At 59.0% G+C, this 22921-nt stretch carries 39 protein-coding genes and 1 riboswitch; of the genes, 6 read left to right on the top strand and 33 right to left on the bottom strand.

Annotation, left to right across the window (positions count from 1 at the left end):
- The first annotated feature begins 16 nt into the window (after window positions 1–16).
- Both QC815_RS09565 and QC815_RS09570 read left to right on the top strand, forming a co-directional pair.
- On the top strand, window positions 17–1060 hold the full coding sequence (locus QC815_RS09565) for a metal ABC transporter solute-binding protein, Zn/Mn family (RefSeq protein WP_309768243.1): 1044 nt from the start codon (window positions 17–19) through the stop codon (window positions 1058–1060).
- A gap of 168 nt (window positions 1061–1228) precedes the next feature.
- A complete protein-coding gene (locus tag QC815_RS09570; RefSeq protein ID WP_230447708.1) occupies window positions 1229–1909 on the top strand; it encodes a cupin domain-containing protein in 681 nt (226 codons plus the stop codon).
- On the opposite strand, the gene QC815_RS09575 is transcribed toward QC815_RS09570, so the two are convergent.
- Together QC815_RS09575 and gloA are read right to left on the bottom strand one after the other, a co-directional pair.
- Window positions 1901–2263, bottom strand: a complete 363-nt coding sequence (locus tag QC815_RS09575) for a DUF6164 family protein (protein WP_230447707.1) — start codon at window positions 2261–2263, stop codon at window positions 1901–1903. The genes QC815_RS09570 and QC815_RS09575 overlap by 9 nt on opposite strands.
- Before the next feature lies 1 nt (window position 2264).
- The gene (gene gloA / locus QC815_RS09580) at window positions 2265–2798 is read right to left on the bottom strand and encodes a lactoylglutathione lyase (RefSeq protein ID WP_230447706.1); all 534 of its coding nucleotides are present in this window, start codon (window positions 2796–2798) and stop codon (window positions 2265–2267) included.
- A 147-nt stretch (window positions 2799–2945) separates the two neighbouring features.
- Here gloA and QC815_RS09585 point away from each other — a divergent pair, with 147 nt between their 5' ends.
- From QC815_RS09585 to thiE, 4 genes are all read left to right on the top strand, one after another.
- The gene (locus QC815_RS09585) at window positions 2946–3320 is read left to right on the top strand and encodes a DUF2237 family protein (protein WP_230447705.1); all 375 of its coding nucleotides are present in this window, start codon (window positions 2946–2948) and stop codon (window positions 3318–3320) included.
- A gap of 111 nt (window positions 3321–3431) precedes the next feature.
- A complete protein-coding gene (locus QC815_RS09590; protein ID WP_230447704.1) occupies window positions 3432–3776 on the top strand; it encodes a hypothetical protein in 345 nt (114 codons plus the stop codon).
- Window positions 3777–3821: 45 nt separating this feature from the next.
- Window positions 3822–3917: riboswitch (TPP riboswitch) on the top strand.
- 24 nt (window positions 3918–3941) lie between these two features.
- Complete coding sequence (gene thiM, locus QC815_RS09595) at window positions 3942–4751, top strand: hydroxyethylthiazole kinase (protein ID WP_309768247.1); 810 nt, start codon at window positions 3942–3944, stop codon at window positions 4749–4751.
- Window positions 4741–5355: a thiamine phosphate synthase gene (thiE, locus tag QC815_RS09600; protein WP_230447702.1), complete on the top strand. Its 615-nt coding sequence runs from the start codon at window positions 4741–4743 to the stop codon at window positions 5353–5355. The genes thiM and thiE overlap by 11 nt, the downstream gene beginning before the upstream one ends.
- A 3-nt stretch (window positions 5356–5358) precedes the next feature.
- Here thiE and QC815_RS09605 read toward each other — a convergent pair whose 3' ends face one another.
- The 31 genes from QC815_RS09605 to tuf all read right to left on the bottom strand — a co-directional run bounded on the left by QC815_RS09605 (window position 5359) and on the right by tuf (window position 22918).
- Window positions 5359–6234, bottom strand: a complete 876-nt coding sequence (locus QC815_RS09605) for a DMT family transporter (RefSeq protein WP_230447701.1) — start codon at window positions 6232–6234, stop codon at window positions 5359–5361.
- 81 nt (window positions 6235–6315) lie between these two features.
- Window positions 6316–7608, bottom strand: coding sequence for a serine hydrolase (locus tag QC815_RS09610; RefSeq protein ID WP_309768250.1), 1293 nt, complete (start codon window positions 7606–7608; stop codon window positions 6316–6318).
- 222 nt (window positions 7609–7830) lie between these two features.
- Window positions 7831–8217 carry a 50S ribosomal protein L17 gene (gene rplQ, locus QC815_RS09615; protein WP_230447699.1) on the bottom strand — a complete coding sequence of 129 codons (387 nt, stop codon included), beginning with the start codon at window positions 8215–8217 and terminating at the stop codon, window positions 7831–7833.
- 39 nt (window positions 8218–8256) lie between these two features.
- Complete coding sequence (locus QC815_RS09620) at window positions 8257–9252, bottom strand: DNA-directed RNA polymerase subunit alpha (RefSeq protein ID WP_230447698.1); 996 nt, start codon at window positions 9250–9252, stop codon at window positions 8257–8259.
- A 104-nt stretch (window positions 9253–9356) separates the two neighbouring features.
- Complete coding sequence (gene rpsD, locus QC815_RS09625) at window positions 9357–9977, bottom strand: 30S ribosomal protein S4 (protein WP_230447697.1); 621 nt, start codon at window positions 9975–9977, stop codon at window positions 9357–9359.
- A gap of 12 nt (window positions 9978–9989) precedes the next feature.
- Window positions 9990–10376, bottom strand: coding sequence for a 30S ribosomal protein S11 (rpsK, locus tag QC815_RS09630; RefSeq protein WP_027337525.1), 387 nt, complete (start codon window positions 10374–10376; stop codon window positions 9990–9992).
- A 39-nt stretch (window positions 10377–10415) separates the two neighbouring features.
- Window positions 10416–10772 (bottom strand): 30S ribosomal protein S13, encoded by a 357-nt coding sequence (gene rpsM, locus QC815_RS09635; RefSeq protein ID WP_230447696.1) that lies wholly within the window; start codon window positions 10770–10772, stop codon window positions 10416–10418.
- 122 nt (window positions 10773–10894) lie between these two features.
- The gene (gene rpmJ, locus QC815_RS09640; RefSeq protein ID WP_009099023.1) at window positions 10895–11008 is read right to left on the bottom strand and encodes a 50S ribosomal protein L36; all 114 of its coding nucleotides are present in this window, start codon (window positions 11006–11008) and stop codon (window positions 10895–10897) included.
- A gap of 29 nt (window positions 11009–11037) precedes the next feature.
- Window positions 11038–12369 (bottom strand): preprotein translocase subunit SecY, encoded by a 1332-nt coding sequence (gene secY / locus QC815_RS09645; protein WP_230447695.1) that lies wholly within the window; start codon window positions 12367–12369, stop codon window positions 11038–11040.
- Window positions 12370–12804, bottom strand: coding sequence for a 50S ribosomal protein L15 (gene rplO / locus QC815_RS09650; RefSeq protein ID WP_230447694.1), 435 nt, complete (start codon window positions 12802–12804; stop codon window positions 12370–12372).
- A gap of 3 nt (window positions 12805–12807) precedes the next feature.
- The gene (rpmD, locus tag QC815_RS09655) at window positions 12808–12990 is read right to left on the bottom strand and encodes a 50S ribosomal protein L30 (protein ID WP_230447693.1); all 183 of its coding nucleotides are present in this window, start codon (window positions 12988–12990) and stop codon (window positions 12808–12810) included.
- Between the two features lie 6 nt (window positions 12991–12996).
- Window positions 12997–13497 carry a 30S ribosomal protein S5 gene (gene rpsE, locus QC815_RS09660; protein WP_074397836.1) on the bottom strand — a complete coding sequence of 167 codons (501 nt, stop codon included), beginning with the start codon at window positions 13495–13497 and terminating at the stop codon, window positions 12997–12999.
- A 12-nt stretch (window positions 13498–13509) separates the two neighbouring features.
- Window positions 13510–13860 (bottom strand): 50S ribosomal protein L18, encoded by a 351-nt coding sequence (gene rplR / locus QC815_RS09665; protein WP_066318549.1) that lies wholly within the window; start codon window positions 13858–13860, stop codon window positions 13510–13512.
- Window positions 13861–13869: 9 nt separating this feature from the next.
- Window positions 13870–14400, bottom strand: a complete 531-nt coding sequence (gene rplF / locus QC815_RS09670) for a 50S ribosomal protein L6 (RefSeq protein WP_230447692.1) — start codon at window positions 14398–14400, stop codon at window positions 13870–13872.
- Window positions 14401–14409: 9 nt separating this feature from the next.
- On the bottom strand, window positions 14410–14802 hold the full coding sequence (rpsH, locus tag QC815_RS09675) for a 30S ribosomal protein S8 (RefSeq protein ID WP_230447691.1): 393 nt from the start codon (window positions 14800–14802) through the stop codon (window positions 14410–14412).
- A 32-nt stretch (window positions 14803–14834) separates the two neighbouring features.
- A complete protein-coding gene (gene rpsN, locus QC815_RS09680; RefSeq protein ID WP_027337517.1) occupies window positions 14835–15140 on the bottom strand; it encodes a 30S ribosomal protein S14 in 306 nt (101 codons plus the stop codon).
- 10 nt (window positions 15141–15150) lie between these two features.
- Window positions 15151–15690: a 50S ribosomal protein L5 gene (rplE, locus tag QC815_RS09685; protein WP_230447690.1), complete on the bottom strand. Its 540-nt coding sequence runs from the start codon at window positions 15688–15690 to the stop codon at window positions 15151–15153.
- Window positions 15691–15708: 18 nt separating this feature from the next.
- A complete protein-coding gene (gene rplX / locus QC815_RS09690; protein ID WP_007111996.1) occupies window positions 15709–16023 on the bottom strand; it encodes a 50S ribosomal protein L24 in 315 nt (104 codons plus the stop codon).
- Between the two features lie 14 nt (window positions 16024–16037).
- The gene (rplN, locus tag QC815_RS09695; protein WP_066318559.1) at window positions 16038–16409 is read right to left on the bottom strand and encodes a 50S ribosomal protein L14; all 372 of its coding nucleotides are present in this window, start codon (window positions 16407–16409) and stop codon (window positions 16038–16040) included.
- A 50-nt stretch (window positions 16410–16459) separates the two neighbouring features.
- A complete protein-coding gene (gene rpsQ, locus QC815_RS09700; RefSeq protein ID WP_027337515.1) occupies window positions 16460–16720 on the bottom strand; it encodes a 30S ribosomal protein S17 in 261 nt (86 codons plus the stop codon).
- A 1-nt stretch (window position 16721) separates the two neighbouring features.
- Window positions 16722–16913, bottom strand: a complete 192-nt coding sequence (gene rpmC, locus QC815_RS09705; RefSeq protein WP_066318563.1) for a 50S ribosomal protein L29 — start codon at window positions 16911–16913, stop codon at window positions 16722–16724.
- Complete coding sequence (gene rplP, locus QC815_RS09710) at window positions 16913–17326, bottom strand: 50S ribosomal protein L16 (protein WP_230447689.1); 414 nt, start codon at window positions 17324–17326, stop codon at window positions 16913–16915. Before rplP ends, rpmC begins: the two co-directional genes overlap by 1 nt.
- A gap of 15 nt (window positions 17327–17341) precedes the next feature.
- The gene (rpsC, locus tag QC815_RS09715) at window positions 17342–18046 is read right to left on the bottom strand and encodes a 30S ribosomal protein S3 (RefSeq protein ID WP_230447688.1); all 705 of its coding nucleotides are present in this window, start codon (window positions 18044–18046) and stop codon (window positions 17342–17344) included.
- 10 nt (window positions 18047–18056) lie between these two features.
- On the bottom strand, window positions 18057–18389 hold the full coding sequence (gene rplV / locus QC815_RS09720; RefSeq protein ID WP_027337512.1) for a 50S ribosomal protein L22: 333 nt from the start codon (window positions 18387–18389) through the stop codon (window positions 18057–18059).
- A gap of 18 nt (window positions 18390–18407) precedes the next feature.
- Window positions 18408–18683 (bottom strand): 30S ribosomal protein S19, encoded by a 276-nt coding sequence (rpsS, locus tag QC815_RS09725; protein WP_027337511.1) that lies wholly within the window; start codon window positions 18681–18683, stop codon window positions 18408–18410.
- 22 nt (window positions 18684–18705) lie between these two features.
- The gene (gene rplB, locus QC815_RS09730) at window positions 18706–19533 is read right to left on the bottom strand and encodes a 50S ribosomal protein L2 (RefSeq protein WP_230447687.1); all 828 of its coding nucleotides are present in this window, start codon (window positions 19531–19533) and stop codon (window positions 18706–18708) included.
- 17 nt (window positions 19534–19550) lie between these two features.
- The gene (gene rplW / locus QC815_RS09735; RefSeq protein WP_230447686.1) at window positions 19551–19847 is read right to left on the bottom strand and encodes a 50S ribosomal protein L23; all 297 of its coding nucleotides are present in this window, start codon (window positions 19845–19847) and stop codon (window positions 19551–19553) included.
- A complete protein-coding gene (rplD, locus tag QC815_RS09740) occupies window positions 19844–20449 on the bottom strand; it encodes a 50S ribosomal protein L4 (RefSeq protein ID WP_230447685.1) in 606 nt (201 codons plus the stop codon). Before rplD ends, rplW begins: the two co-directional genes overlap by 4 nt.
- Window positions 20450–20464: 15 nt before the next feature.
- Window positions 20465–21103, bottom strand: coding sequence for a 50S ribosomal protein L3 (rplC, locus tag QC815_RS09745; RefSeq protein WP_230447684.1), 639 nt, complete (start codon window positions 21101–21103; stop codon window positions 20465–20467).
- 150 nt (window positions 21104–21253) lie between these two features.
- Complete coding sequence (gene rpsJ / locus QC815_RS09750; RefSeq protein ID WP_009098983.1) at window positions 21254–21565, bottom strand: 30S ribosomal protein S10; 312 nt, start codon at window positions 21563–21565, stop codon at window positions 21254–21256.
- Between the two features lie 159 nt (window positions 21566–21724).
- Window positions 21725–22918 (bottom strand): elongation factor Tu, encoded by a 1194-nt coding sequence (gene tuf / locus QC815_RS09755; protein ID WP_230447683.1) that lies wholly within the window; start codon window positions 22916–22918, stop codon window positions 21725–21727.
- Window positions 22919–22921: the final 3 nt, after the last annotated feature.

The raw sequence follows: 22921 nt of genomic DNA on the forward strand, positions 1-22921 counted from the left end.
TTGATAAGGAGCCTTCATGTCGCCGTTACCTTTCTCCCGCTGGCTGGTTGGCGCGTCTGCGCTGCTGGCCTTGCCCGCCGCCGTGGCGTCCGAGCGCGTACAAGTGGTCACCAGCTTTTCGATTCTGGCCGATATGGTTGAACAGGTCGGCGGCGAGCACGTGGCGGTGACCTCGCTGGTTGGCCCTGACGGCGACGCCCACGTGTATTCGCCCAGCCCCGGCGACGCACGCGCGCTGGCCGATGCCGACCTGGTAGTCTTTAACGGGCTGCTCTACGAGGGCTGGATGGAGCGCCTGATCGATTCCAGCGATTATCGCGGCGCGCTGGTTACCGCGACCCAGGGCATGAGGCCGCTGGCCCGGGCCGGCCAGGGTGATCACGACGAGCACGGTCATGATGACCATGGCCACGACGAACAGGGTCATGACGATCATGGTCACGATGCTGAAGCCCAGCACGCCCACGGCGATGACGACCCGCACGCCTGGCAGGACCTGGCCCGCGCTGAAACCTACGTCGAGAACATCCGCGATGGGCTGATCGAGGCCGATGGCGACAACCGCGAGGCGTATGAGGAAAACGCCGAGCGCTATCTGGCCGAGGTTCAGGCCACCGACGCCGAGATCCGTGCGCTGATCGAGGAGATTCCCCCTTCCACCAGCGTGATCACCGGCCACGATTCGTTCGGGTACTTTGCTGACGCCTACGGCGTGCGTTTTCTGTCCCCGGTAGGGCTATCCACAGAAGCCGACCCGAGCGGCGCCAGCATGGCCGACCTCATCGACGTGATCGAAGAAGAGAACGTCGAGGCGCTGTTCCACGAAAACATGACCAACCAGTCGATACTCGACCAACTGGCCGAAGAAACCGGGCTGAGCGTGGCGGGCACTCTGTATGCCGATGCCTTGAGCACCGAAGGCGAAGCAAGTACTTACTTAGGCATGATGCGTCACAATGCCAAGGTGCTGCACGACGCGCTGGCCGACCCGGATCATGAAGACCATGGTCAAGCCGACGAGCACGGTCATGATCATGACCACGGCGACCACGATCACTGATCAGCCTCGATAAATACGCGCTGATCAGGCGTTGACCGCCTTGAGCAGCCACGCCCGGAAAGCGGCCATCGCGTGGCTTTCCGGGGGCATCTGGCGAAGGGAAAGTTGCATTTTGCGACCTCGATATGGAGACTGGCAGCATTCCCTTGCCTGCAAAGAGCCAGCCCCATGCGTTTGAACGCCGATTTTTCCCACTTCGCCTGTGTCACTCCGGACGATTATCAGTGGGTTGCCTCGCCCAGCGCCGGTGTCGAGCGGATGATGCTTGATCGCATTGGTGATGAAGTGGCGCGTGCCACGAGCCTTGTGCGTTACGCGCCCAACAGCCAGTTTGATCGGCACGTCCACGGTGGCGGTGAAGAGATTCTCGTCCTGGAAGGCGTGTTCGCCGATGAGCATGGCCAGTATGCGGCCGGCAGCTATCTGCGCAACCCCATCGGTACCGGCCATACGCCGCAAATTGGCGAGGAAGGCGCGCTGATTCTGGTCAAGCTGCATCAGTTTGACCCCAACGATATCCTGCAGCTGGCCGTTCCCGCCCACCGCCTGCCCTGGCAGCCGGATCGCCGCCCCGGCATTACCTACAAAATGCTGCACACCTTCAAGCAGGAGCGGGTCAGCTTGGAACGCTGGGAACCCGGCCACGCCATCCGCTACCCGGTGCTCACCGGCGGGCTGGAACTGTTTGTGCTGGAAGGCACGCTGAGCGACGGCGAGCGCGATTATCCGGCCGGCAGCTGGTGCCGTTATCCCAGCGGCGTGGCGCTTACGCTGACCGCCGGCGCCAACGGCGTGCAGCTATACCTCAAACGCGGGCACCTGCCTCCCGCACAGGCCGAATCAGCCTAGCGCGAGAAACGGCAGTAGCGTCAGCGCGATCAACAGCACGATGGCCACGCCCACCAGCGTGACCTGGATGGGGTGGGCGGTGAAGCGTCGCCATAGCGTCGGCGCGTCACCCCGCTCGACGGCCTCCTGGTGGGCCTGCCGGGCGCGAATCTGGCGCTCGGCCTGGTAGTCGGCCAATAGCGCCCTGGCCGTTTCGAGCTGACTGAGGTCGCGGAGCCAGATGGCATCCACGCCCAGCCGAAAGAAGCCCGCCTGGGTCTCGTAGGTATCCATCCCGTGGGCGTCCAGCAGCTGGCGCACCTCCATGGCTTCCTCGTCGGTGACGTGGCGCAGGCGGAACAGCAGATGCGCCATGTTAGTCGCCTTTACCGGCCATCAAGTCGGCCTGAATCACTTCGATCCAGTAGCCGTCGGGGTCTTTGACGAACACCACGTCCTTCATCTTGCCCTGATCGGCGCGCTTGACGAAGGTGACGTCGTGCTCGTCGAACCACGCCTGGGCCGCCGCCAGATCGGGCACGCTAAAGCAGATATGGCCAAAGCCCTGAGGCTCGGCGTTGCCGTCGTGGTAGGCAAAATCCTCCTGATCTTCCGTGCCCCAGTTGTGGGTCAGTTCCAGCAGGCCCTTCTGGCTGAACGTCCAGGCGGTGCGCGCCTGGGTATCGTCGGGCACGCTGTCGCCGTCTTCCAGGTTGGCAAGAAAGTACAGCGAGAACTGCATTTCCTCGAAGTCCAGCCGCCGCATCACCTGCATGCCAAATACCTGGGAATAAAACGCCAGGGCTCGCTCGGGGTCTTTCACCCGCAGCATGGTGTGATTCAGGCGGAAACCCTGGGTCTGCGCCGGGGCCGGCTTGACGCCGGGGTGCTGCTCACCTTGCATGGGCATGCGCTATCTCCTTTGACGTTTTTAACACGGTGTACAAGGCTATACTGTAGCTGTTAAACCAATGTCGTTGATACGCGACTACCGCGCCGTCACTTCATCATGAGGGCAGTCGCCCAGAATTCCAGTCTTTAACCGCCAGGAGGCCTTATGGCCCGCGATCTCAATGTACTGGGTGAGCCGCTCACTCCGTGCTGTCATGCCCCCAAAACCGGCTTTTACCGCGATGGCTTCTGCCGCGTCGGGCCGGATGATGTAGGCGTTCACTCCGTCTGCGCCATGCTTACCGAGGAGTTTCTGGCCTTTTCGCTGGCGCAGGGTAACGACCTGGTGACGCCCCGCCCTGAATTCGGTTTTCCCGGCCTGCGGCCCGGCGACCGCTGGTGCCTGTGCGCGTCCCGTTGGCTGGAAGCCGCCGAGGTGGGGCTGGCCCCGCCGGTTATCCTTTCCGGCACCCATCAGAAAACCCTCGATATCATCGAGCTGGTCACGCTGCGCCGACATGCGCTGGATGCCGTGCATTGAGGTGACAATAGACAGGTTGGATATTTTGTGCAAACACTCTACACTTCTATTATCTTAGCTATACAAAACGTTTTCTAATGCCCACGTAAAGGCGTTCATCAGGAGCAGGTCATGACCTCGATCGATATGGCCCTTGGCGACCACATCACGCTAAAGCAACTATCCCAGGCGTTACGCAACGGCTTCTCGCCGATTGTGGAAGTGGAATCCATGGATGGCATCTACAAGGTGCGCTTTCATCATGCCAACGGCGTCTCCGACCTGTCCAATGCCGACGGGCACGTCAGCACCTTTCTCGGCACCGGCGAAATCCGCGATACCCTTGGGTCATTGGGTTTGACCCACGGCGTACTGACCTTTGCCGACCAGTGTGGCGATGAAATGATCGGCGTCGAAGGCAAAGCCATGACGCCTGATGAAATGCTCACCTACGGAACCCGCATCGCGTTTCGCTAGCCCGTTTTTCAAGGCTTTACAGACACGCCAAAGCCACGGATAGTAAGCACACGACAGGGGCGCTCGTGACCAGCGAGCTGAGAAGCACCCTTATAACCTGAACCGGCTAATACCGGCGTAGGGAGTCGTGGTGTGCGCACACCACCTCCCCGTCGGGAGGATCCCATGACGCAACCTTCTCTTGGCAGCTGTCTGTCATCCCTGCGTGAGTCCACCCCGCTGATTCACTGCATCACCAATTACGTGGCAATGAACAGCACGGCCAACGTGCTGCTGGCCGCCGAGGCATCCCCCGCCATGCTGCACGCCACCCAGGAAGTGGCGGAATTTACCCAGCTGGCCGATGCGCTCTCCGTCAATATCGGAACGCTTTCCCCGCCTTGGGTCGAGGCCATGCAGCTCGCTACCCACACTGCTGATACCCACGCCACCCCTTGGGTGCTTGATCCAGTGGCCGTTGGCGCCACCCGCTATCGGCAAACGGTCTGCGCCGACTTGCTGGCTCACCGGCCAAGCGTGATTCGCGGCAACGCCTCGGAAATACTCGCGCTCAATGGACTGGCCCACCAGGGGCGGGGCGTGGATGCGACCGCCGCCACCGAGGATGCCCTGGCAGCCGCCATGGCGCTGGCCGAACAGCATCGCTGCGTGGTGGCCATGACCGGGGAGCGGGATCTGGTTACCGATGGCCACCAGTATTACACGATCAACGGCGGCCACCCGCTGATGCCGCGCGTGACCACCCTGGGCTGCGCGCTGAGCGCGCTGGTGGCGGCGTTTGTCGCGGCCACGCCGGGCAAGCCACTCCTGGCCACCAGCGCCGCAGTGGCGTCTTTCGCCCTGGCCGGTCAGCGTGCCGGCGCGACGGCCGCCGGGCCGGGCAGTTTTTACGTGGCCTTTCTGGACGCTGTTTATCAACTGACCCCCGATGACCTAAGCCACTTTGCCCAGCACGAGGTGACGCATGCCGCTTGATCTATCCCTTTACCTGGTGACCGATGCGGCACTGTGCCAACACTACGGCCTTGAAAACACCGTCAGCGAGGCCGTGCGGGGCGGGGTCAGCATCGTCCAGCTGCGCGACAAACAGGCAAGCAATGCGCAGATGATCGATCAGGCTAGGCGCCTGAAAGCCCTGCTGGCGGGTAGCGGCGTGCCGCTGATCATCAATGACCGTCTCGAGGTGGCGCTGGCCAGCCAGGCGGATGGGCTGCACGTTGGCCAGAGCGACACCGACGTGCGCCAGGCCCGCCAGGCGATGGGGCCGGACGCCATCCTGGGGCTGTCGATCAACGCCGTTGAACAGCTTCAGGCATTGCCCATCGACCTGCTGGATTACGTTGGCATCGGGCCGGTATTTGCCACGCCCAGCAAGCAGGATCACGCCCAGCCCATCGGCTTTGGCGGCCTGGCCTCTCTGGTCAACGCCTGCCCGCTACCCAGCGTGGCCATCGGCGGGCTTACTGCCAGCCACGCCAGCGCCGTGCAGCGCGCCGGTGCTGACGGGTTGGCCGTCATCTCGGCGATCTGCGGTCAGCCGGATCCCGAGGCGGCGGCACGCGCCTTCCAGCGCGTATAGTCATCAGGCCGTGGGGCGACGCTTCAGGGTCGTGCGCCGATCGTGGTAGGCAATCGCCAGGCCGCTGGCCATGATCAAGGCGCTGCCGACCCACACCCACAGGTCGGGCAACTCTCCCCAGAACCACCAGCCGAGCAGTACGGCCCACAGCATGGCGGTGTAATCAAACGGCGCGGCAATCGCCGCCGGAGCAAAGCGAAAGGCCAGGGTAATGAAAGCGGTGGCGGCGACGCCCAGCACGCCCGAGGCAAAGAACCCTGCCCAGTGCCAGGGCTGCGGCGTCTGCCAGACCCACGGCAAGGTCGCTGCGGTCACCACCAGGGGCACACAGGTCATGTAAAACAGCATCGCCCAGAGGTGTTCCCGGGCGCCATAACGCCGAGCGGTAATCATCATCAGGGCGTAAAACAGCGCCGCGCCTACCAGCGCCAAGGCACCCGGCTGGAACGCGTCGCCATTGGGGCGAACCACAATCAGCACGCCGACAAACCCCACCAGGGAGGCAATCAGCACGGGGGGCTCGATGCGTTCACCCAGCAGGGGTACCGACAGCAGGGTGACAAAAAGCGGCGCCACAAAGGCAATCGCGGTGGCCTCAGCAAGCGGCAGCAGCGTCAGCCCCAGCACGAAACACACCATGGTGGCGGTATAGATGAGCCCGCGCAGCAGGTGAACACCCGGTCGCCGCGTGCGCAGCTTGCGCACCCCGCCGGCAAAGTGGGCAAGCAAGGCAATCAGCGGCAGCGAGATCAGGGCACGGAAAAAAATGATCTGCAGCGGCGAATGAACCTCGCCCAGCCATTTAGACACAGCATCCCCCAGCGCCAGGAACAGGACGCCCAGACACATGCAGAGGATACCCTTCAGGGACGTCGTCACCGTGACCTCCTTTTTATTCCCTGCCAAAAAGCAAAGCACCCCGCCAAATAGCCTCTGGCGGGGTGCTGTCACACTACCGCATTACAGACTGGCGTTGACCACCATGCAATCCATTCCTCGAGAGCGTAGCTGTTCGCAGGCCTGGCGGGCCTGCGGTTCTTCCAGCGCCATCAGCCGGGCGCGAAATACCGGACGCTGGCCAGCCGATGCGTCGACGGCCACCTGGCCACCCACGTCACGGGATAAATAATCAGCGGCTTCACGGGCGTAGCGCTGGGCCTGATCCTCCTGGCTGAAGGCGCCGACCTGAATACCCCAGCCGCCAGCGGCCGCACGCGCCGCCATGACGCGCTCACGCTCGATAAAAGCCTGTAGCGGATCCTCTTGGGGCTGGCGATCCGGCTCATCGACCGCCGACGGGGCCGAGACCGACTCGGAGGGGGCTGAAGCCGGCGTGTAGGTGGCAACCACCGCAGGTTGCTCAGGCGTCGAGACCGGCGCTGCAGCCGGTGGGGCATCACGGGTGGGGGCTGGCGTGGAGGATGGCGCAAACGCCATGTACTCAGCAGAGAAACTGAGATCGGATACGAAGTTTTGCTGATCGCGCAACGCGGCCCGGACAAAGCTGCGGTTCAGCAGGCTGGTCATGTGCTTGTCCCGGGACTGCGCGGTGAACCCGCCCATGACAATGCCCATCAGCCGACGGTCACCGCGCTTGGCGGTGGTGATGACATTGAACCCCGAGGCGCGAATGAAACCGGTTTTAAGGCCATCGGCGCCGGGATAGTTGCGCACCAGGCGATTATGGCTGGTGTGCCGGGTGCCGCGGTAGGTGAATTCCTGCAGGCCAAAATAATGGTAGTAGTCGGGGAAGTCCTGCATCACGCGCACCGCCAGCGTGACCATGTCGCGTGCCGTGGTGATCTGGCGATCATCGGGCAGCCCCGAGGCGTTGCGAAAGGTGGTGTTGCGCATGCCCAACTCACGCGCCTTGGCGGTCATCAGCTGGGCAAAGCGTCGCTCGCTGCCACCCAGCGCCTCGGCCACGACCACGGCCACATCGTTGGCCGAGCGCACCGCCAGGGCACGGATGGCCTCGTCGACAAGAATCGAGCTGCCCGGTGAGAGCCATAGCTTGGAGGCTGGCATGGAGGCGGCCTGAGAAGACACCGGCAGCGGCTGATCGACCTGTAGCCGACCTTGCTCAAGCGCTTCAAAGGTGAGATAGAGCGTCATGACCTTGGTCAGCGAGGCCGGATAGCGTCTGGCGTCTTCATTCTCGGCGTACAGCACTTCGCCTTCATCCAGATCGACAACCATGCCCGCATAGCGAGGGTTGGCCGCCTGAAGCGGCAAGGCGACGACAATAAGCATCACGCCTACCAGTAACGCGCTTCCACGCAGGCGCCACCGGCACCTCCATCGCTTGGCTAACATACGTGCCCCCTGAAAGTAGCTTCCAACACCGCCATTTTATTTTGCCTGGATGACAGGTTAACGCCTTGAGTATATACGTTGAAGCCACAAAGCGGCGATATAAAAAAACCGACCCACAAGGGGTCGGTTTTGACGTTGACTCGGCAGGCCGAAGGAAAATTACTCTTCGCCGGCTGCCTCTTCAACGATGGGACGGTCGACAAGCTCAACGAACGCCATGGGTGCGTTGTCGCCGGTGCGATAGCCGCACTTGAGGATACGGACGTAACCGCCCGGACGCTCGGCGTAACGCGGGCCCAACTCGTTGAACAATTTACCGACGGCTTCTTTAGAGCGCGTGCGGGAAAAAGCCAGACGACGGTTGGCAACGCTGTCCTGCTTGGACAAGGTGATCAGCGGCTCGATGACGCGACGCAGTTCCTTGGCCTTGGGCAGGGTTGTCTTGATGACTTCATGTTCGACCAGCGAGACAGACATGTTCTTGAACATGGCCTGCCGATGCGAGCTGGTACGATTCAGATGACGACCACTCTTACGATGACGCATGGTTGTGATTCCTTACCAAACTGGGACTCGAGTCGACACTCACGCGGAGGCCTTGTCGTCCTTCAGGCTAGCCGGCGGCCAATTTTCCAACCGCATGCCGAGGGACAAGCCACGCGCTGCCAATACATCCTTGATTTCATTCAAGGATTTCTTGCCGAGGTTCGGGGTCTTCAACAGCTCAACTTCAGTGCGCTGAATCAGATCTCCGATGTAGTAGATATTCTCGGCTTTTAGGCAGTTCGCGCTGCGAACGGTCAACTCAAGATCGTCTACGGGGCGCAACAGGATAGGATCGACTTGATCCTCTTCCTCTTCGACTTCCTGCTCTTTATCTGCTTCCAGGTCGACGAAGGCGGCCAGCTGCTCTTGCAGGATGGTCGCACTGCGGCGGATTGCCTCTTCCGGATCCAGGGTACCGTCGGTTTCCAGATCGATAATCAGCTTATCGAGGTCGGTGCGCTGCTCGACACGAGCGGCTTCGACCGCATAGGAAACACGGCGGACAGGGCTGAAGGTGGCATCCAGCTGCAGGCGGCCAATAGCACGGGACTCTTCATCAGAGCCACGGGCGTCAGCCGGTTCGTAACCACGACCCAGCGCTACCTTAAGCTGAATCTTCAGCTCGGCACCTTCATTGACGTGTGCAATGACGTGATCCGGGTTGACGACTTCGACGCTATGATCAAGCGCAATGTCGCCAGCGGTGACGACGGCTGGGCCCTGCTTGTTCAGCGAGAGCACCGCCTCATCGCGGCTGTGCATCTTGATCGCAACATCTTTCAAGTTCAGGAGGATTTCAATGACATCTTCCTGCACCCCTTCGAGGGCACTGTACTCGTGCTCGACACCCGCAATCTCGGCTTCTACCACGGCACAGCCGGGCATGGACGAGAGCAGAATGCGGCGCAGTGCATTCCCCAGGGTGTGACCAAAACCACGCTCGAACGGCTCGAGCACGATCTTGGCGTGATGTGCGCTGATTTCTTCGACCTTTATGTCACGAGGACGGAGAAACTCTGTCACTGAACGCTGCATATGAACACCTTTCAGGCTGCCAAACGGATACTTGGTACTCAGGAGCATCCGGGCGGAGAACCGCCCGGGCTACAAAGAAGCAGAGACTGTTTACTTCACACTGCTTACTTGGAGTACAGCTCGACGATCAGGTTTTCGTTGATGTCGGCAGTCAGGTCACCGCGTTCAGGCAGAGCCTTGAAAGTGCCTTCCATCTTCTTGGCGTCGGTTTCGATCCACGCCACATCGCCACGGTTGGCCGCAATGGACAACGCGTTCTGGATGCGAGCCTGGTTCTTCGCCTTTTCGCGAATGGCGACAACGTCACCCGGCTTCACTTGGTAGGAAGCCACGTTGACGGTGCGACCGTTCACGGCAATCGCCTTGTGGCTGACCAGCTGACGCGCTTCAGAGCGTGTCGAGCCGAAGCCCATGCGGTAGACGACATTATCCAGTCGGGATTCGAGCAACTGCAACAATACCTCACCGGTCGCGCCTTTCAGGCGAGCGGCTTCTTTGTAGTAGTTGCGGAACTGCTTTTCGAGTACGCCATACATACGGCGTACTTTCTGCTTCTCGCGAAGCTGCAAGCCGTAGTCGGAAAGACGCTGACGACGCTGGCCGTGTACACCCGGAATCTGCTCGGATTTACACTTTTTCTCGAAGGGGGTCACGCCACTCTTCAAAAAGAGATCGGTGCCCTCGCGACGAGACAATTTGCACTTCGGTCCAATATAACGGGCCATGAATCTGTCTCCTTAAACGCGGCGTTTCTTCGGCGGACGGCAGCCATTATGGGGGATGGGCGTCGCGTCGATAATGCTTTGCACGCGGAAGCCGGCGGCATTCAGTGCGCGCACGGCGGATTCACGACCGGGACCGGGGCCTTTGACCAGCACGTCGACGTTTTTCACACCATACTCGGCTGCAGCAGTTGCTGCACGTTCACTTGCCACTTGAGCAGCGAACGGGGTGCTCTTGCGAGAACCACGAAAACCCGAACCACCGGCAGTCGCCCATGACAGAGCGTTGCCCTGGCGGTCTGTGATCGTCACGATCGTGTTGTTAAAAGAGGCATGGATATGCGCTACGGCATCCACTACCTGCTTTTTAACCTTTTTACGGTTACTACGCGGGTTAGCCATGTTGATGTCTATTCCTGTCTTTACGCCAGAACGTGCGTGTTATTTGCGGATCGGCTTACGCGGGCCCTTACGGGTACGCGCGTTAGTCTTGGTCCGCTGACCACGCAGCGGAAGACTACGACGATGACGCAGACCACGATAGCAACCCAAGTCCATAAGACGCTTGATGTTAAGCGTCGTATCACGACGAAGGTCACCTTCTACGGTGTACTTGCCAACTTCAGAACGCAGGGTGTCGACTTCTTCAGCAGACAGGTCCTGGATCTTGGCATTCATGGCAATACCGGCTGCGACACAGATGTGCTCAGCACGGGTACGACCAATCCCGAAGATATAGGTCAGCGAGATCGCCGCATGCTTGTTGTCCGGGATATTGACGCCTGCAATACGGGCCATCAGCTTACTCCGAAATTTGAGCGGCTTGCTCGTTAATCATCTTTAAAAGGCGCAACAGCATACCCCTTTAGCAGCCCGAAGGCAAGGGGTATGCCGGCACCCGCTTAATGCAGCCCGGGGAATTAACCCTGGCGCTGCTTGTGCCGAGGTTCGATGCAGATGACGCGTACAGCGCCATTGCGACGAATGATCTTGCAGTTACGGCACATTTTCTTTACGGAAGCTCGAACTTTCATCGTTCTCTCCAATACGGACGGCACACGCCTTAGCGCATGATGCCGCCACTACCGTAGCCTTTCAGGTTGGACTTCTTCATCACTGAGTCATATTGATGCGACATGAGATGCGACTGCACCTGGGCCATGAAGTCCATGATGACCACTACCACGATCAAAAGCGAGGTACCGCCAAAGAAGAACGGCACGTTCCACGCAACGATCAGGAACTGGGGCATCAGGGAAACCGCAGTGATGTACAAGGCACCAAACAACGTTAAACGCGTCATGACCTTGTCAATGTAGCGAGCCGTCTGCTCGCCAGGACGAATACCCGGCAGGAAAGCACCTGACTTTTTCAAATTGTCAGCCACATCCTTGGGGTTGAAGACCAGCGCTGTGTAAAAGAAGCAGAAGAATACCACTGCCGCACCAAAAAGCAAGATGTAAAGCGGTTGGCCGGGGCCTAATGCCTGCGAGGCGCGCTGTAGCCACTCCATGCCTTCGCCTGCTCCCACCCACTGACCGATCGAGGCCGGGAAGAGCAGAATACTGGAGGCGAAGATGGCCGGAATAACGCCCGCCATGTTCACTTTCAGCGGCAGGTAGCTACTTTGCCCTGCATACATCTTGTTGCCGACCTGACGGCGTGGATAGTTCACCTTGAGACGACGTTGGCCGCGCTCGATGAACACCACGAAGGCCACGGTGGCAACACCCAGTGCCGATAACGCCAACAGCGGCAATACGTTCCAGGCTCCTTCGTTACGAGCCAGTTCAAACGCTTGGCCTACCGCACTGGGTAGCCCAGCCACGATACCGGCAAAGATCAGCAACGAAATACCGTTGCCGATGCCTTTTTCAGTAATTTGCTCACCCAGCCACATCATGAATACCGCGCCTGATACAAAGGTAATCACGGCGGTAAAATAGAAGCTGAAGTCGGCGGTATAGGCAATACCTTGGCTCGCCAGGCCGACGGACATACCGACAGCCTGAACGAACGCCAGCAACACCGTGCCGTAGCGGGTGTACTGACTAATCTTGCGGCGGCCGGCCTCGCCCTCTTTCTTGAGCTGTTCAAGATGCGGGGAGACCGCGGTCATCAGCTGCATGATAATCGACGCCGATATGTAGGGCATGATACCCAGGGCGAGGACGCTCATGCGCTCCAGAGCGCCACCCGAGAACATGTTGAACATGCCCAGGATGGTGCCCTGTTGCTCCCTGAACAAGGCAGCAAGCTGGTCAGGATTGATACCGGGAACGGGAATGTGGGCACCAATACGGTACACCACGATGGCGAGGAGCACGAAGCGCAGACGCGCCCACAGTTCACTCAGACCGCTGCCCGTCGCCGGCATGTTTCCTGACTTGGCCATTTAGTCCTCTACCTTGCCGCCAGCGGCTTCGATCGCTTCACGGGCACCCTTGGTGACCTTGATGCCGCGAACGGTAACCGCTTTTTTCAGATCGCCAGAAAGGATGATCTTCGCATGCAGCGTCGCATCCTTCAGCACGTTGGCCTGCTTCAGCGTGTCGAGGGTAACCTCGTCACCGGCCACTTGGGCCAGCTCAGCCAGGCGTACTTCTTCTGACACCATCGACTTGGCAGACGTGAAACCGAACTTCGGCAGACGACGCTGCAACGGCATCTGACCGCCTTCGAAACCAGGCTTCACATTGCCGCCGCTGCGTGCCTTCTGGCCTTTGTGGCCACGGCCGCCGGTCTTGCCCAGACCGGAACCGATACCACGACCAACGCGCTTTTCAGCGTGTTTGGAGCCCGCTGCCGGGCTCAGGGTATTGAGTTTCATGGATTACTCTCCCTCAACGCGCACAAGGTAGTTTACCTTGTGGATCATGCCGCGTACGGCAGGGGTGTCTTCCAGCTCAACCGAATGACCGATGCGACGCAGACCCAGACCACTCATCGTGGCCTTGTGCCGGGGCTGAACGCCGATGGTGCTGCGGATCTGGGTAACCTTGATCGTTGCTGCCATGGTGTTTTACCCCGTGATCGCTTCGACAGACAGACCGCGCTTGGCGGCCACGTCTTCCGGTGCCTGCATGGAAGAGAGACCTTTGACAGTCGCTCGTACCACGTTAACCGGGTTGGTGGAACCGTAACACTTGGCCAGTACGTCATGGACGCCAGCGAGCTCGAGTACCGAGCGCATAGCGCCGCCGGCGATGATGCCGGTACCTTCAGAGGCCGGCTGCATGTATACCTTGGAAGCACCGTGACGGGCTTTAACCGGGTATTGCAGCGTGTGGCCTGACAGGTTGACCTTGACCATGTTGCGACGAGCTTGGTCCATCGCCTTTTGAATCGCGATCGGCACTTCACGCGCCTTACCACGACCAAAACCGACACGACCTTTACCATCACCAACGACGGTCAGTGCGGTGAAGCCGAAAATACGACCACCTTTGACCACCTTGGCGACGCGGTTGACCTGCACGAGCTTTTCCTGCAGATCACCGCTTTGCTGTTCGTTCTTCGCCATCGTAAAAACCCTTTAGAATTCCAGGCCGCCTTCACGCGCGGCGTCGGCCAGAGCCTTGACGCGACCGTGATACTTAAAGCCAGCACGGTCGAAGGCCACCTGGGTGATGCCTGCTTCTTTAGCGCGTTCGGCAATCAGTTCGCCCACTTTGGTAGCGGCTTCTGAGTTGCCGGTCGCACCCTCGCGCAGTGCCTTGTCCAGCGTAGATGCGCTGGCCAACACTTTGCCACCATCCGGCGAGATAATCTGCGCATAGATGTGACGCGGGGTACGGTTGACGCACAGGCGATACACGCCCAGCTCGCGGATCTTGGCGCGAGCGCGGCGGGCACGACGGAGACGAGATTCTTTCTTCGCGTTCATAACCCTGCCTTACTTCTTCTTGGCTTCTTTGCGACGCACCTGCTCGTCGGCGTACCGGACACCCTTGCCTTTATACGGCTCGGGGGGACGGAAGGCGCGGATTTCCGCAGCGCACTGACCGAGCTGCTGCTTGTCCGCGCTTTTCAGCACGATCACGGTGTTCTTCGGCGTTTCCGCTGAGACACCTTCAGGCAGTTCGTAGTCGACCGGGTGCGAGAAGCCCAGTGAAAGATTGAGCGTCTGGCCCTTTGCTTGGGCACGATAACCGACGCCAACAATTTCGAGAGTTTTTGTGAAACCCTCGGATACGCCCGTCACCAGGTTCTGAACCAAGGCGCGGGTGGTACCGGCCATTGCCCAGCTCTTGGCAGATTCACTCGGGGCGAAGGTCAGCTGGCCATCTTCTTGAGCCACTACCACATGGTGGTGAATGGTCATTGACAGCGTGCCCTGGCCGCCCTTGGCGGTCAGCTGGTCGGCATCGATGGTGATTTCGACGCCGGCAGGCACTTTAACCGGATATTTCGCTATGCGGGACATTCCAGCCTCCTAGAATACGGTGCAGATGACTTCGCCACCAACACCCGCCTGGCGAGCGGCGCGATCGGTCATAACCCCGTTCGAGGTCGTGACGATTGCGATACCCATGCCATCGGCGACCTTAGGCAGGTTGTCCTTGCCCATGTAGCGGCGCAGAGACGGCTTGGAAACCCGCTGGATATGGTCGATAACCGGCTTGCCCTCAAAATACTTGAGAGTCACGGTTAATTCGGGCTTGGTGCTTTCAGCCACCGTGAAATCGGCGATGTAGCCCTCTTCTTTCAGCACGCGGGCCACTTCCACTTTCAATTTGGAGGACGGCATGGTGACCGTCTCCTTGGTGGCCATCTGCGCATTGCGGATACGGGTAAACATATCCGCCAGAGTGTCTTGCATGCTCATTTAATGTGCGCTCCTGATGATTCTACGTGGCGTTACCAGCTGGACTTCTTCAGACCAGGGACGTCGCCACGCATGGCGGCTTCACGCAGCTTGTTACGGCCGAGGCCGAACTTGTTGTAAAAACCGTGCGGACGGCCGGTGATACGGCAGCGGTTACGCTGGCGTACCGGGCTCGAGTCGCGCGGCAGTTGCTGCAGCTTCAGCGTCGCCTCGAAGCGATCTTCCTCAGAAGCGTTCACATCCACAATGATTGCCTTGAGCTCAGCGCGTTTGGCCGCGTACTTCTCGACCAGTTTGGTGCGCTTGAGCTCACGCTCTACCATGCTTTTCTTTGCCATGATCCAACCCTTATTTCTTGAACGGGAAGTGCAGCGCAGATAAGAGCGCGCGACCTTCCTCGTCGGTGTTGGCGGTAGTGGTGATGGTGACGTCCAACCCCCGGATACGATCGATCTTATCATACTCGATCTCCGGGAAGATGATCTGCTCACGCACACCCATGGAGTAGTTGCCGCGACCGTCGAAGGACTTCGGGTTGAGACCACGGAAGTCACGCACGCGGGGAATCGCGATGTTGACCAGACGGTCCAAGAAGTCCCACATGCGCTCGGCGCGCAGGGTCACCTTGATGCCGATCGGCCAACCTTCACGCACCTTGAAGCCCGCGATGGACTTGCGTGCCTTGGTCACCAACGGCTTTTGACCGGACAGCATCTCCAGGTCGCCGATGGCATTGTCGATCAGCTTTTTATCGCTGACCGCGTCGCCGATGCCCATGTTGAGCGTCACTTTCGTGATGCGCGGCACCTGCATTACGTTGGCGTAGCTGAACTGCTCGGTGAGCTGTGCTACGACCTCGTTTTGATAACGTTCTTTCAAGTTCGCCATTTTGCTACCCGACTCGCGTTAGGCGTCGATCTGCGTCTGCGTCGACTTGTAGATACGTACCTTGGTACCGTCTTCCTTCACTTGGAAGCCGACGCGATCCGCCTTACCGGTCTCCGAATTGAAGATGGCTACGTTGGACGCGTGAATCGGAGCCTCACGCTCGACGATACCGCCCTGATTTCCCGCCATGGGATTTGGCTTGGTGTGACGCTTGATCATGTTCACACCGGACACCAGAAAGCGGTTTTCTAATACCCGCTTCACGGTGCCACGCTTGCCCTTATCCTTTCCGGCGATGACGATGACTTCATCGTCACGTTTGATTTTTTGCATATCCGCCTCGCTCCTTACAGCACTTCAGGCGCTAAGGAAATGATCTTCATGAACTTCTCATTACGAAGTTCACGAGTGACCGGCCCGAAAATACGAGTACCGACTGGCTGTTCGTTGGTGTTATTCAACAAAACCGCCGCATTTCCATCGAAACGGATCAGCGAACCGTCGTTACGACGGACGCCACTACGGGTCCGAACCACTACCGCTTTCATGACCTGGCCCTTTTTGACCTTGCCACGCGGAATGGCTTCTTTCACCGTTACTTTGATGATGTCACCAATACGAGCGTAACGGCGATGTGAACCGCCCAACACCTTGATGCACTGCACCCGGCGCGCTCCGCTGTTGTCGGCGACATCCAGCATTGTCTGAGTCTGAATCATCGGTTTTCTCCAAACCTAATCTGACTGCACTGGTTAAACAGGCACATGAATTAACCCTTGGCCTGCTCGACCACCTCGACCAGCGTCCAGGCCTTCTTTTTGGAAAGCGGACGGCACTCCTGAATGGAAACCGTATCGCCTGCCTTAGCCTGGTTCGCCTCATCATGGGCGTGCAGCTTGGTGGAGCGCTTAACGTATTTTCCGTAGATCGGGTGACGCTCACGACGCTCGATCATAACGACGATGGATTTTTCCATCTTGTCGCTCACCACCTTGCCGGTGAGCGTACGTGCTTTTTTCTCTTCGGCCATCTCAATCACCTGCCTTCTCGTTGAGCACAGTCTTCACACGGGCAATATCCCGACGGACCTGCTTGAGCAGATGAGTCTGGCTCAGTTGGCCAGTGGCCTTCTGCATGCGCAGGTTGAACTGCTCGCGGAGTAGCTCGAGGAGCTGCTCATGGAGCTCTCCTGCGGACTTTTCACGAATTTCCTGGGCTTTCATCACATCACCGTCCGTTTCGCAAAGGTGGTGGATATGGGCATTTTCTGTGCGGCAAGCTCAAACGCTTCGCGTGCAAGCTCTTCAGACACACCCTCGATCTCGTACAGAACCCGACCCGGCTGGATCTGGGCTACCCAGTACTCGACGGAGCCTTTACCTTTACCCATACGAACTTCGAGCGGCTTTTTAGAGATCGGCTTGTCAGGGAAGACGCGGATCCAGATTTTACCGCCACGCTTGACGTGACGTGTGATCGCACGACGGCCGGCTTCGATCTGGCGCGCGGTAATGCGGCCGCGACCGGTAGCTTTCAGGCCGTACTCCCCGAAGCTGATCTTGCTTCCGCGATGCGCCAGACCACGGTTGCGGCCTTTCTGCATCTTGCGGAATTTCATACGCTTGGGCTGTAACATCGACTCGCTCTCCCCTTACCTGGAACCTTTCTTCTTGGGCGCGTTGCCGGAAGGCTGTTGTTGCTTGGCCTTGGCACGTACTTCCTCGATACCGCCGAGGATTTCACCCTTGAAGATCCACACTTTGACGCCGATAACGCCGTAGGTGGTGTGAGCTTCGTAAGTGGCGTAGTCGATGTCCGCACGCAACGTGTGCAGCGGAACGCGACCTTCGCGGTACCATTCGGTACGTGCGATTTCAGCACCACCCAGACGACCTGACAGCTGAATCTTGATGCCGCCAGCGCCAAGACGCATTGCGTTCTGTACCGCACGCTTCATGGCGCGACGGAACATCACGCGACGCTCAAGCTGACCCGCTACGTTGGCAGCGACGAGCTTGGCGTCCAGCTCCGGCTTGCGAACTTCTTCGATGTTCACATGAACGGGAACACCCATCATCTCGGTAAGATCGCGACGCAGACGGTCGACATCTTCACCTTTCTTACCAATCACGATGCCCGGACGGGCCGTGTGAATGGTGATGCGGGCGTTGTTCGCCGGACGCTCGATGTGAATACGGCTAACGGAGGCGTTTTTAAGACGCTCTTCCAGGAAGCTACGCACTTCGAGATCGTTATTGAGCTTATCGGCATAGGCGCCGCGCTCGGCATACCAGACAGAAGCATGGTCTTTAACGATGCCCAGTCGAATGCCTGTTGGATTGACTTTCTGACCCATCGGTCGACTCCTACTTCTCGGCTACCTTGACGGTGATGTGGCAGGTGCGCTTCAAGATACGATCCGCACGCCCCTTGGCACGCGGCTTGATACGCTTGAGCGTCATGCCCTCATCGACGCAGATGGTCGAGACACGCAGCTCGTCAATATCCATGCCGTTATTTTCTTCCGCGTTTGCAATGGCGGACTGAAGCACTTTCTTGACCAATTGGGCAGCCTTCTTCGGTGAGAAGGTCAGCAGGTCGAGTGCCTCGGCGACCGGTTTACCGCGCACCTGGTCAGCCACCAAACGGGCCTTCTGGGCGGATAATCCGGCGCCACGCAGCTTAGCTGTGACTTCCATCTCTCAATCCTCTTTGGCTTACCGTTTGGCTTTCTTGTCCGCCACGTGCCCGCGATAAGTGCGAGTGGCAGCGAATTCGCCTAGCTTGTGACCAACCATTTCCTCGGAGACGTGCACCGGGACGTGTTGGCGACCGTTGTGGACTGCGATGGTCAGACCCACCATGTTTGGCAGGATCATTGAACGACGCGACCAGGTCTTGATCGGTTTGCGGTCGTTCTTTTCCACTGCAGCCTCAACCTTCTTCAAAAGATGAAGGTCAATGAAAGGACCTTTCTTTAGTGAACGTGGCACAGCCGTTACCCCTTAATGTCTGTTACTTGGCCTTGCGGCGACGAACGATAAGCTTGTCGGTGCGCTTGTTCTTGCGAGTCTTATAACCCTTGGTCGGCACACCCCATGGGGTGACCGGGTTACGACCACCGCTGGTGCGGCCTTCGCCACCACCGTGCGGGTGATCCACCGGGTTCATTGCGACACCGCGAACAGTCGGACGCACACCTCTCCAGCGCTTCGCACCGGCCTTGCCAAGTTGACGCAGGCTGTGCTCGGAGTTGCTCACTTCACCCAAGGTCGCACGGCATTCGGCCAGGATCTTGCGCATTTCGCCGGAACGAAGACGCAGGGTGGCGTAGTTGCCTTCACGCGCAACCAGCTGAGCGCTAGTACCGGCACTGCGAGCAATCTGCGCGCCTTTACCCGGCTTGAGCTCGATACCGTGAACGGTAGAACCCAGCGGGATGTTGCGCAGCGGCAAGGCATTGCCTTTCTTGATGGGCGCGTTGACACCAGATTCCAGCACGTCACCCGCGCTGACACCTTTCGGTGCAATGATGTAACGACGCTCGCCATCGGCGTACTTCAGCAGTGCAATGTGCGCACTGCGGTTCGGGTCATGCTCCAGACGCTCAACGGTGGCGGGAATGCCATCCTTGGTACGCTTGAAGTCAATCAACCGGTAGTGATGACGGTGACCACCGCCCACATGGCGGGTGGTGATGCGACCGTAATTATTCCGGCCGCCGGACTTGGACTGCTTTTCCAAAAGCGGTGCATACGCACGGCCCTTGTACAGTGCCTCGCCAACGATCTTGACGACGTGGCGACGACCGGCGGATGTGGGTTTGGTCTTGACAATTGCCATTATCCGTACTCCTGCCCTTATTCGGCGCCAGAGAAGTCTTCGAGCGTTTCACCCGCAGCCAGGGTCACATACGCTTTACGGTAACCCTTACGCAAGCCAACGCCGTTTGCAGTACGCTTGGTCTTGCCCTTGACGTTCAGCACCTGAACGCCGCTGACCTTCTTGCCGAACAGAACTTCAACGGCCTTCTTGATCTCGGGCTTGGTGGCATCGGTCGCCACCTTAAAGACGTACTGGTTGCGCTCGGCAGCCATCGCGGCCTTCTCGGTCACGTGCGGTCCAAGCAGAACCTTGAATACGCGTTCCTGGTTCATGCCAGCTTCTCCTCGAATTTACGCAGGGCGGAGACGGTGACCAGGACCTTATCAAAGGCAACCAGGCTCACCGGGTCAGCGGCCGCAACGTCCACCACGTCTACGTGGGGAAGGTTGCGTGCGGCTAGATAGAGCTTTTCGTCGACGTTCTCAGTGACGATCAACACTTTTTCAAGGTTGAGCTCTTTCAGCTTGGCAGCGACCTGCTTGGTTTTCGGCGCTTCGACGTTGAACTCTTCAACCGCGACCAGACGCTCTTGACGCACCAGCTCCGACAAAATGGAGCGCATGGCAGCGCGGTACATCTTGCGGTTCACCTTCTGGGTGTAGTCTTGCGGACGTGCCGCGAAGGTGACACCGCCGCTACGCCAGAGCGGAGAGCGGATAGTACCGGCACGTGCACGGCCGGTGCCTTTCTGACGCCACGGCTTTTTACCACCGCCACGGACGTCGGAACGGTTCTTTTGAGCGCGGGTGCCCTGACGACCACCGGCCAGATAGGCAGTGACGACCTGGTGAACCAGCGCTTCGTTGAATTCTTTGCCAAAGGTGGCGTCGGCTACTTCAACGGTACCCGCGCCTGCAGCAAGATTCAGATTCATTGGTAATTATCCCCTTCAGCCAGCTTTCACGGCGCTGCGAACGATAACGTCACTGCCGGTTGCACCCGGCACGGCGCCCTTGATCAGCAGCAGGTTACGCTCGGCGTCGACACGGACGATCTCAAGGCTCTGCACGGTGCAGCGGGCGTTACCCATCTGTCCGGCCATCTTTTTGCCTTTGAATACACGACCCGGTGTCTGACACATGCCGATAGAACCCGGCGCGCGATGCGACAGGGAGTTACCATGGCTGTTGTCTTGGGTACGGAAGTTCCAGCGCTTAACGGCACCCTGGAAACCTTTACCCTTGGAGGTGCCGGTCACGTCGATCATCTGACCAGCTTCAAAGAGGGATACGGTGAGTTCGCCGCCGACTTCTGGAGCCTCTTCGCCTTCTTCCAGACGAAACTCCATCAGTGAACGACCAGCCTCAACACCCGCTTTAGCAAATTGACCCGCCTGGGCTTTGCTGAGGTGTTTGGCCTTGCGAGAGCCAGTTGTGACCTGAACCGCCGCGTAGCCGTCGGATTCGACAGACTTGACGCGTGTAACACGGTTAGGATCAACTTCAATAACGGTTACGGGCACAGATGCACCGTCTTCGGTAAAGACACGGGTCATCCCGGCCTTTTTACCGACTAAACCGATAGTCATTCTCAGTTCTCCTATAGTGTACGGGGCTATCACCCGCTATGGCTGCCCTTTCCAGAGCATTCCACTAGCACATTGTGTGGCGCCTCACGGCGCGGCGGCTGCTGCTCACTAACGAAGCGGTGAGCGCTGGGCCGCAAGTGTCTAGTGTGGTTAGTCGAGCTTGATTTGCACGTCTACGCCTGCGGCGAGATCGAGCTTCATCAGCGCGTCAACGGTTTTCTCGGTTGGCTCAACGATGTCGAGCACACGCTTGTGCGTACGAATCTCATACTGGTCACGCGCATCTTTATTGACGTGCGGCGAGATCAGAATGGTGTAGCGCTCGCGGTTGGTCGGAAGCGGAATCGGACCACGAACCTGAGCACCAGTACGCTTAGCGGTTTCAACGATCTCCGCTGTGGACTGATCGATCAGGCGATGGTCGAACGCTTTCAACCGAATGCGAATCTTTTGGTTCTGCATTTGCCCTAAACTCCAATGGATGTCGACGGCGCGAGCCGTCTACCCACGCATTCAAAGGATGCGCATTATAGGCACGCCAAAAGCACATGTCAAACATTTGCCAAGGGTGCGCAGAAAAGGGGGCTCTCTCGAGCCCCCTTTCTCATTCAGCGATTCAGCTTACTGAATGATCTTGGCCACAACGCCAGCGCCGACGGTACGACCGCCTTCACGAATTGCGAAGCGCAGGCCGTCATCCATGGCGACCGGAGCGATCAGGGTAACAACCATCTTGACGTTGTCGCCCGGCATGACCATCTCGACGCCTTCCGGCAGTTCACAGGTACCGGTGATGTCAGTGGTACGGAAGTAGAACTGCGGACGGTAGCCTTTGAAGAACGGCGTGTGACGACCGCCTTCTTCTTTGGACAGCACGTAGACTTCCGCTTCAAAGACGGTGTGCGGTGTGATGGTGCCGGTTTTGGCCAGAACCTGACCACGCTCAACGTCATCGCGCTTGGTACCACGCAGCAGGGCACCAACGTTCTCGCCTGCACGACCTTCGTCGAGCAGCTTGCGGAACATTTCAACGCCGGTAACGGTGGTCTTGACGGTATCTTTGATACCGACGATTTCGACTTCTTCACCCGCCTTGATGATGCCGCGCTCGACACGACCGGTCACAACGGTACCACGACCAGAGATGGAGAACACGTCTTCGATCGGCATCAGGAACGGCTGATCAATCGCACGCTCCGGCTCGGGGATGTACTCGTCCAGCGCCTTGATCAGGTTAGCGACGGCGGTAGTACCCATGCCTTTTTCGTCTTCGCCGTTCAGCGCCATCAGCGCAGAACCGGTGATGATCGGCGTGTCGTCACCCGGGAAGTCGTACTGGTCGAGAAGTTCGCGAACTTCCATTTCGACCAGCTCAAGCAGCTCTTCGTCATCGACCATGTCCGCTTTGTTCAGGAACACGACGATAAACGGAACGCCGACCTGACGAGACAGCAGGATGTGCTCGCGCGTCTGCGGCATCGGGCCGTCTGCGGCAGAACATACCAGGATCGCGCCGTCCATCTGCGCGGCACCGGTGATCATGTTCTTGACGTAGTCAGCGTGCCCCGGGCAGTCGACGTGCGCGTAGTGACGCGTCTCGGACTGGTACTCAACGTGCGAGGTAGCGATTGTAATACCGCGCTCACGCTCTTCCGGAGCATTGTCGATGGCGTCGAACTCGCTCCAGTCACCACCGAATACTTCAGCAGATACACGGGTCAAGGCCGCAGTCAGGGTCGTTTTACCATGGTCGACGTGACCGATGGTGCCGACGTTGATATGCGGTTTGGAACGTTCAAATTTTTCCTTAGCCACTGC

The organism is Vreelandella gomseomensis, assembly GCF_031451645.1.
Lineage (GTDB): Bacteria > Pseudomonadota > Gammaproteobacteria > Pseudomonadales > Halomonadaceae > Vreelandella > Vreelandella gomseomensis.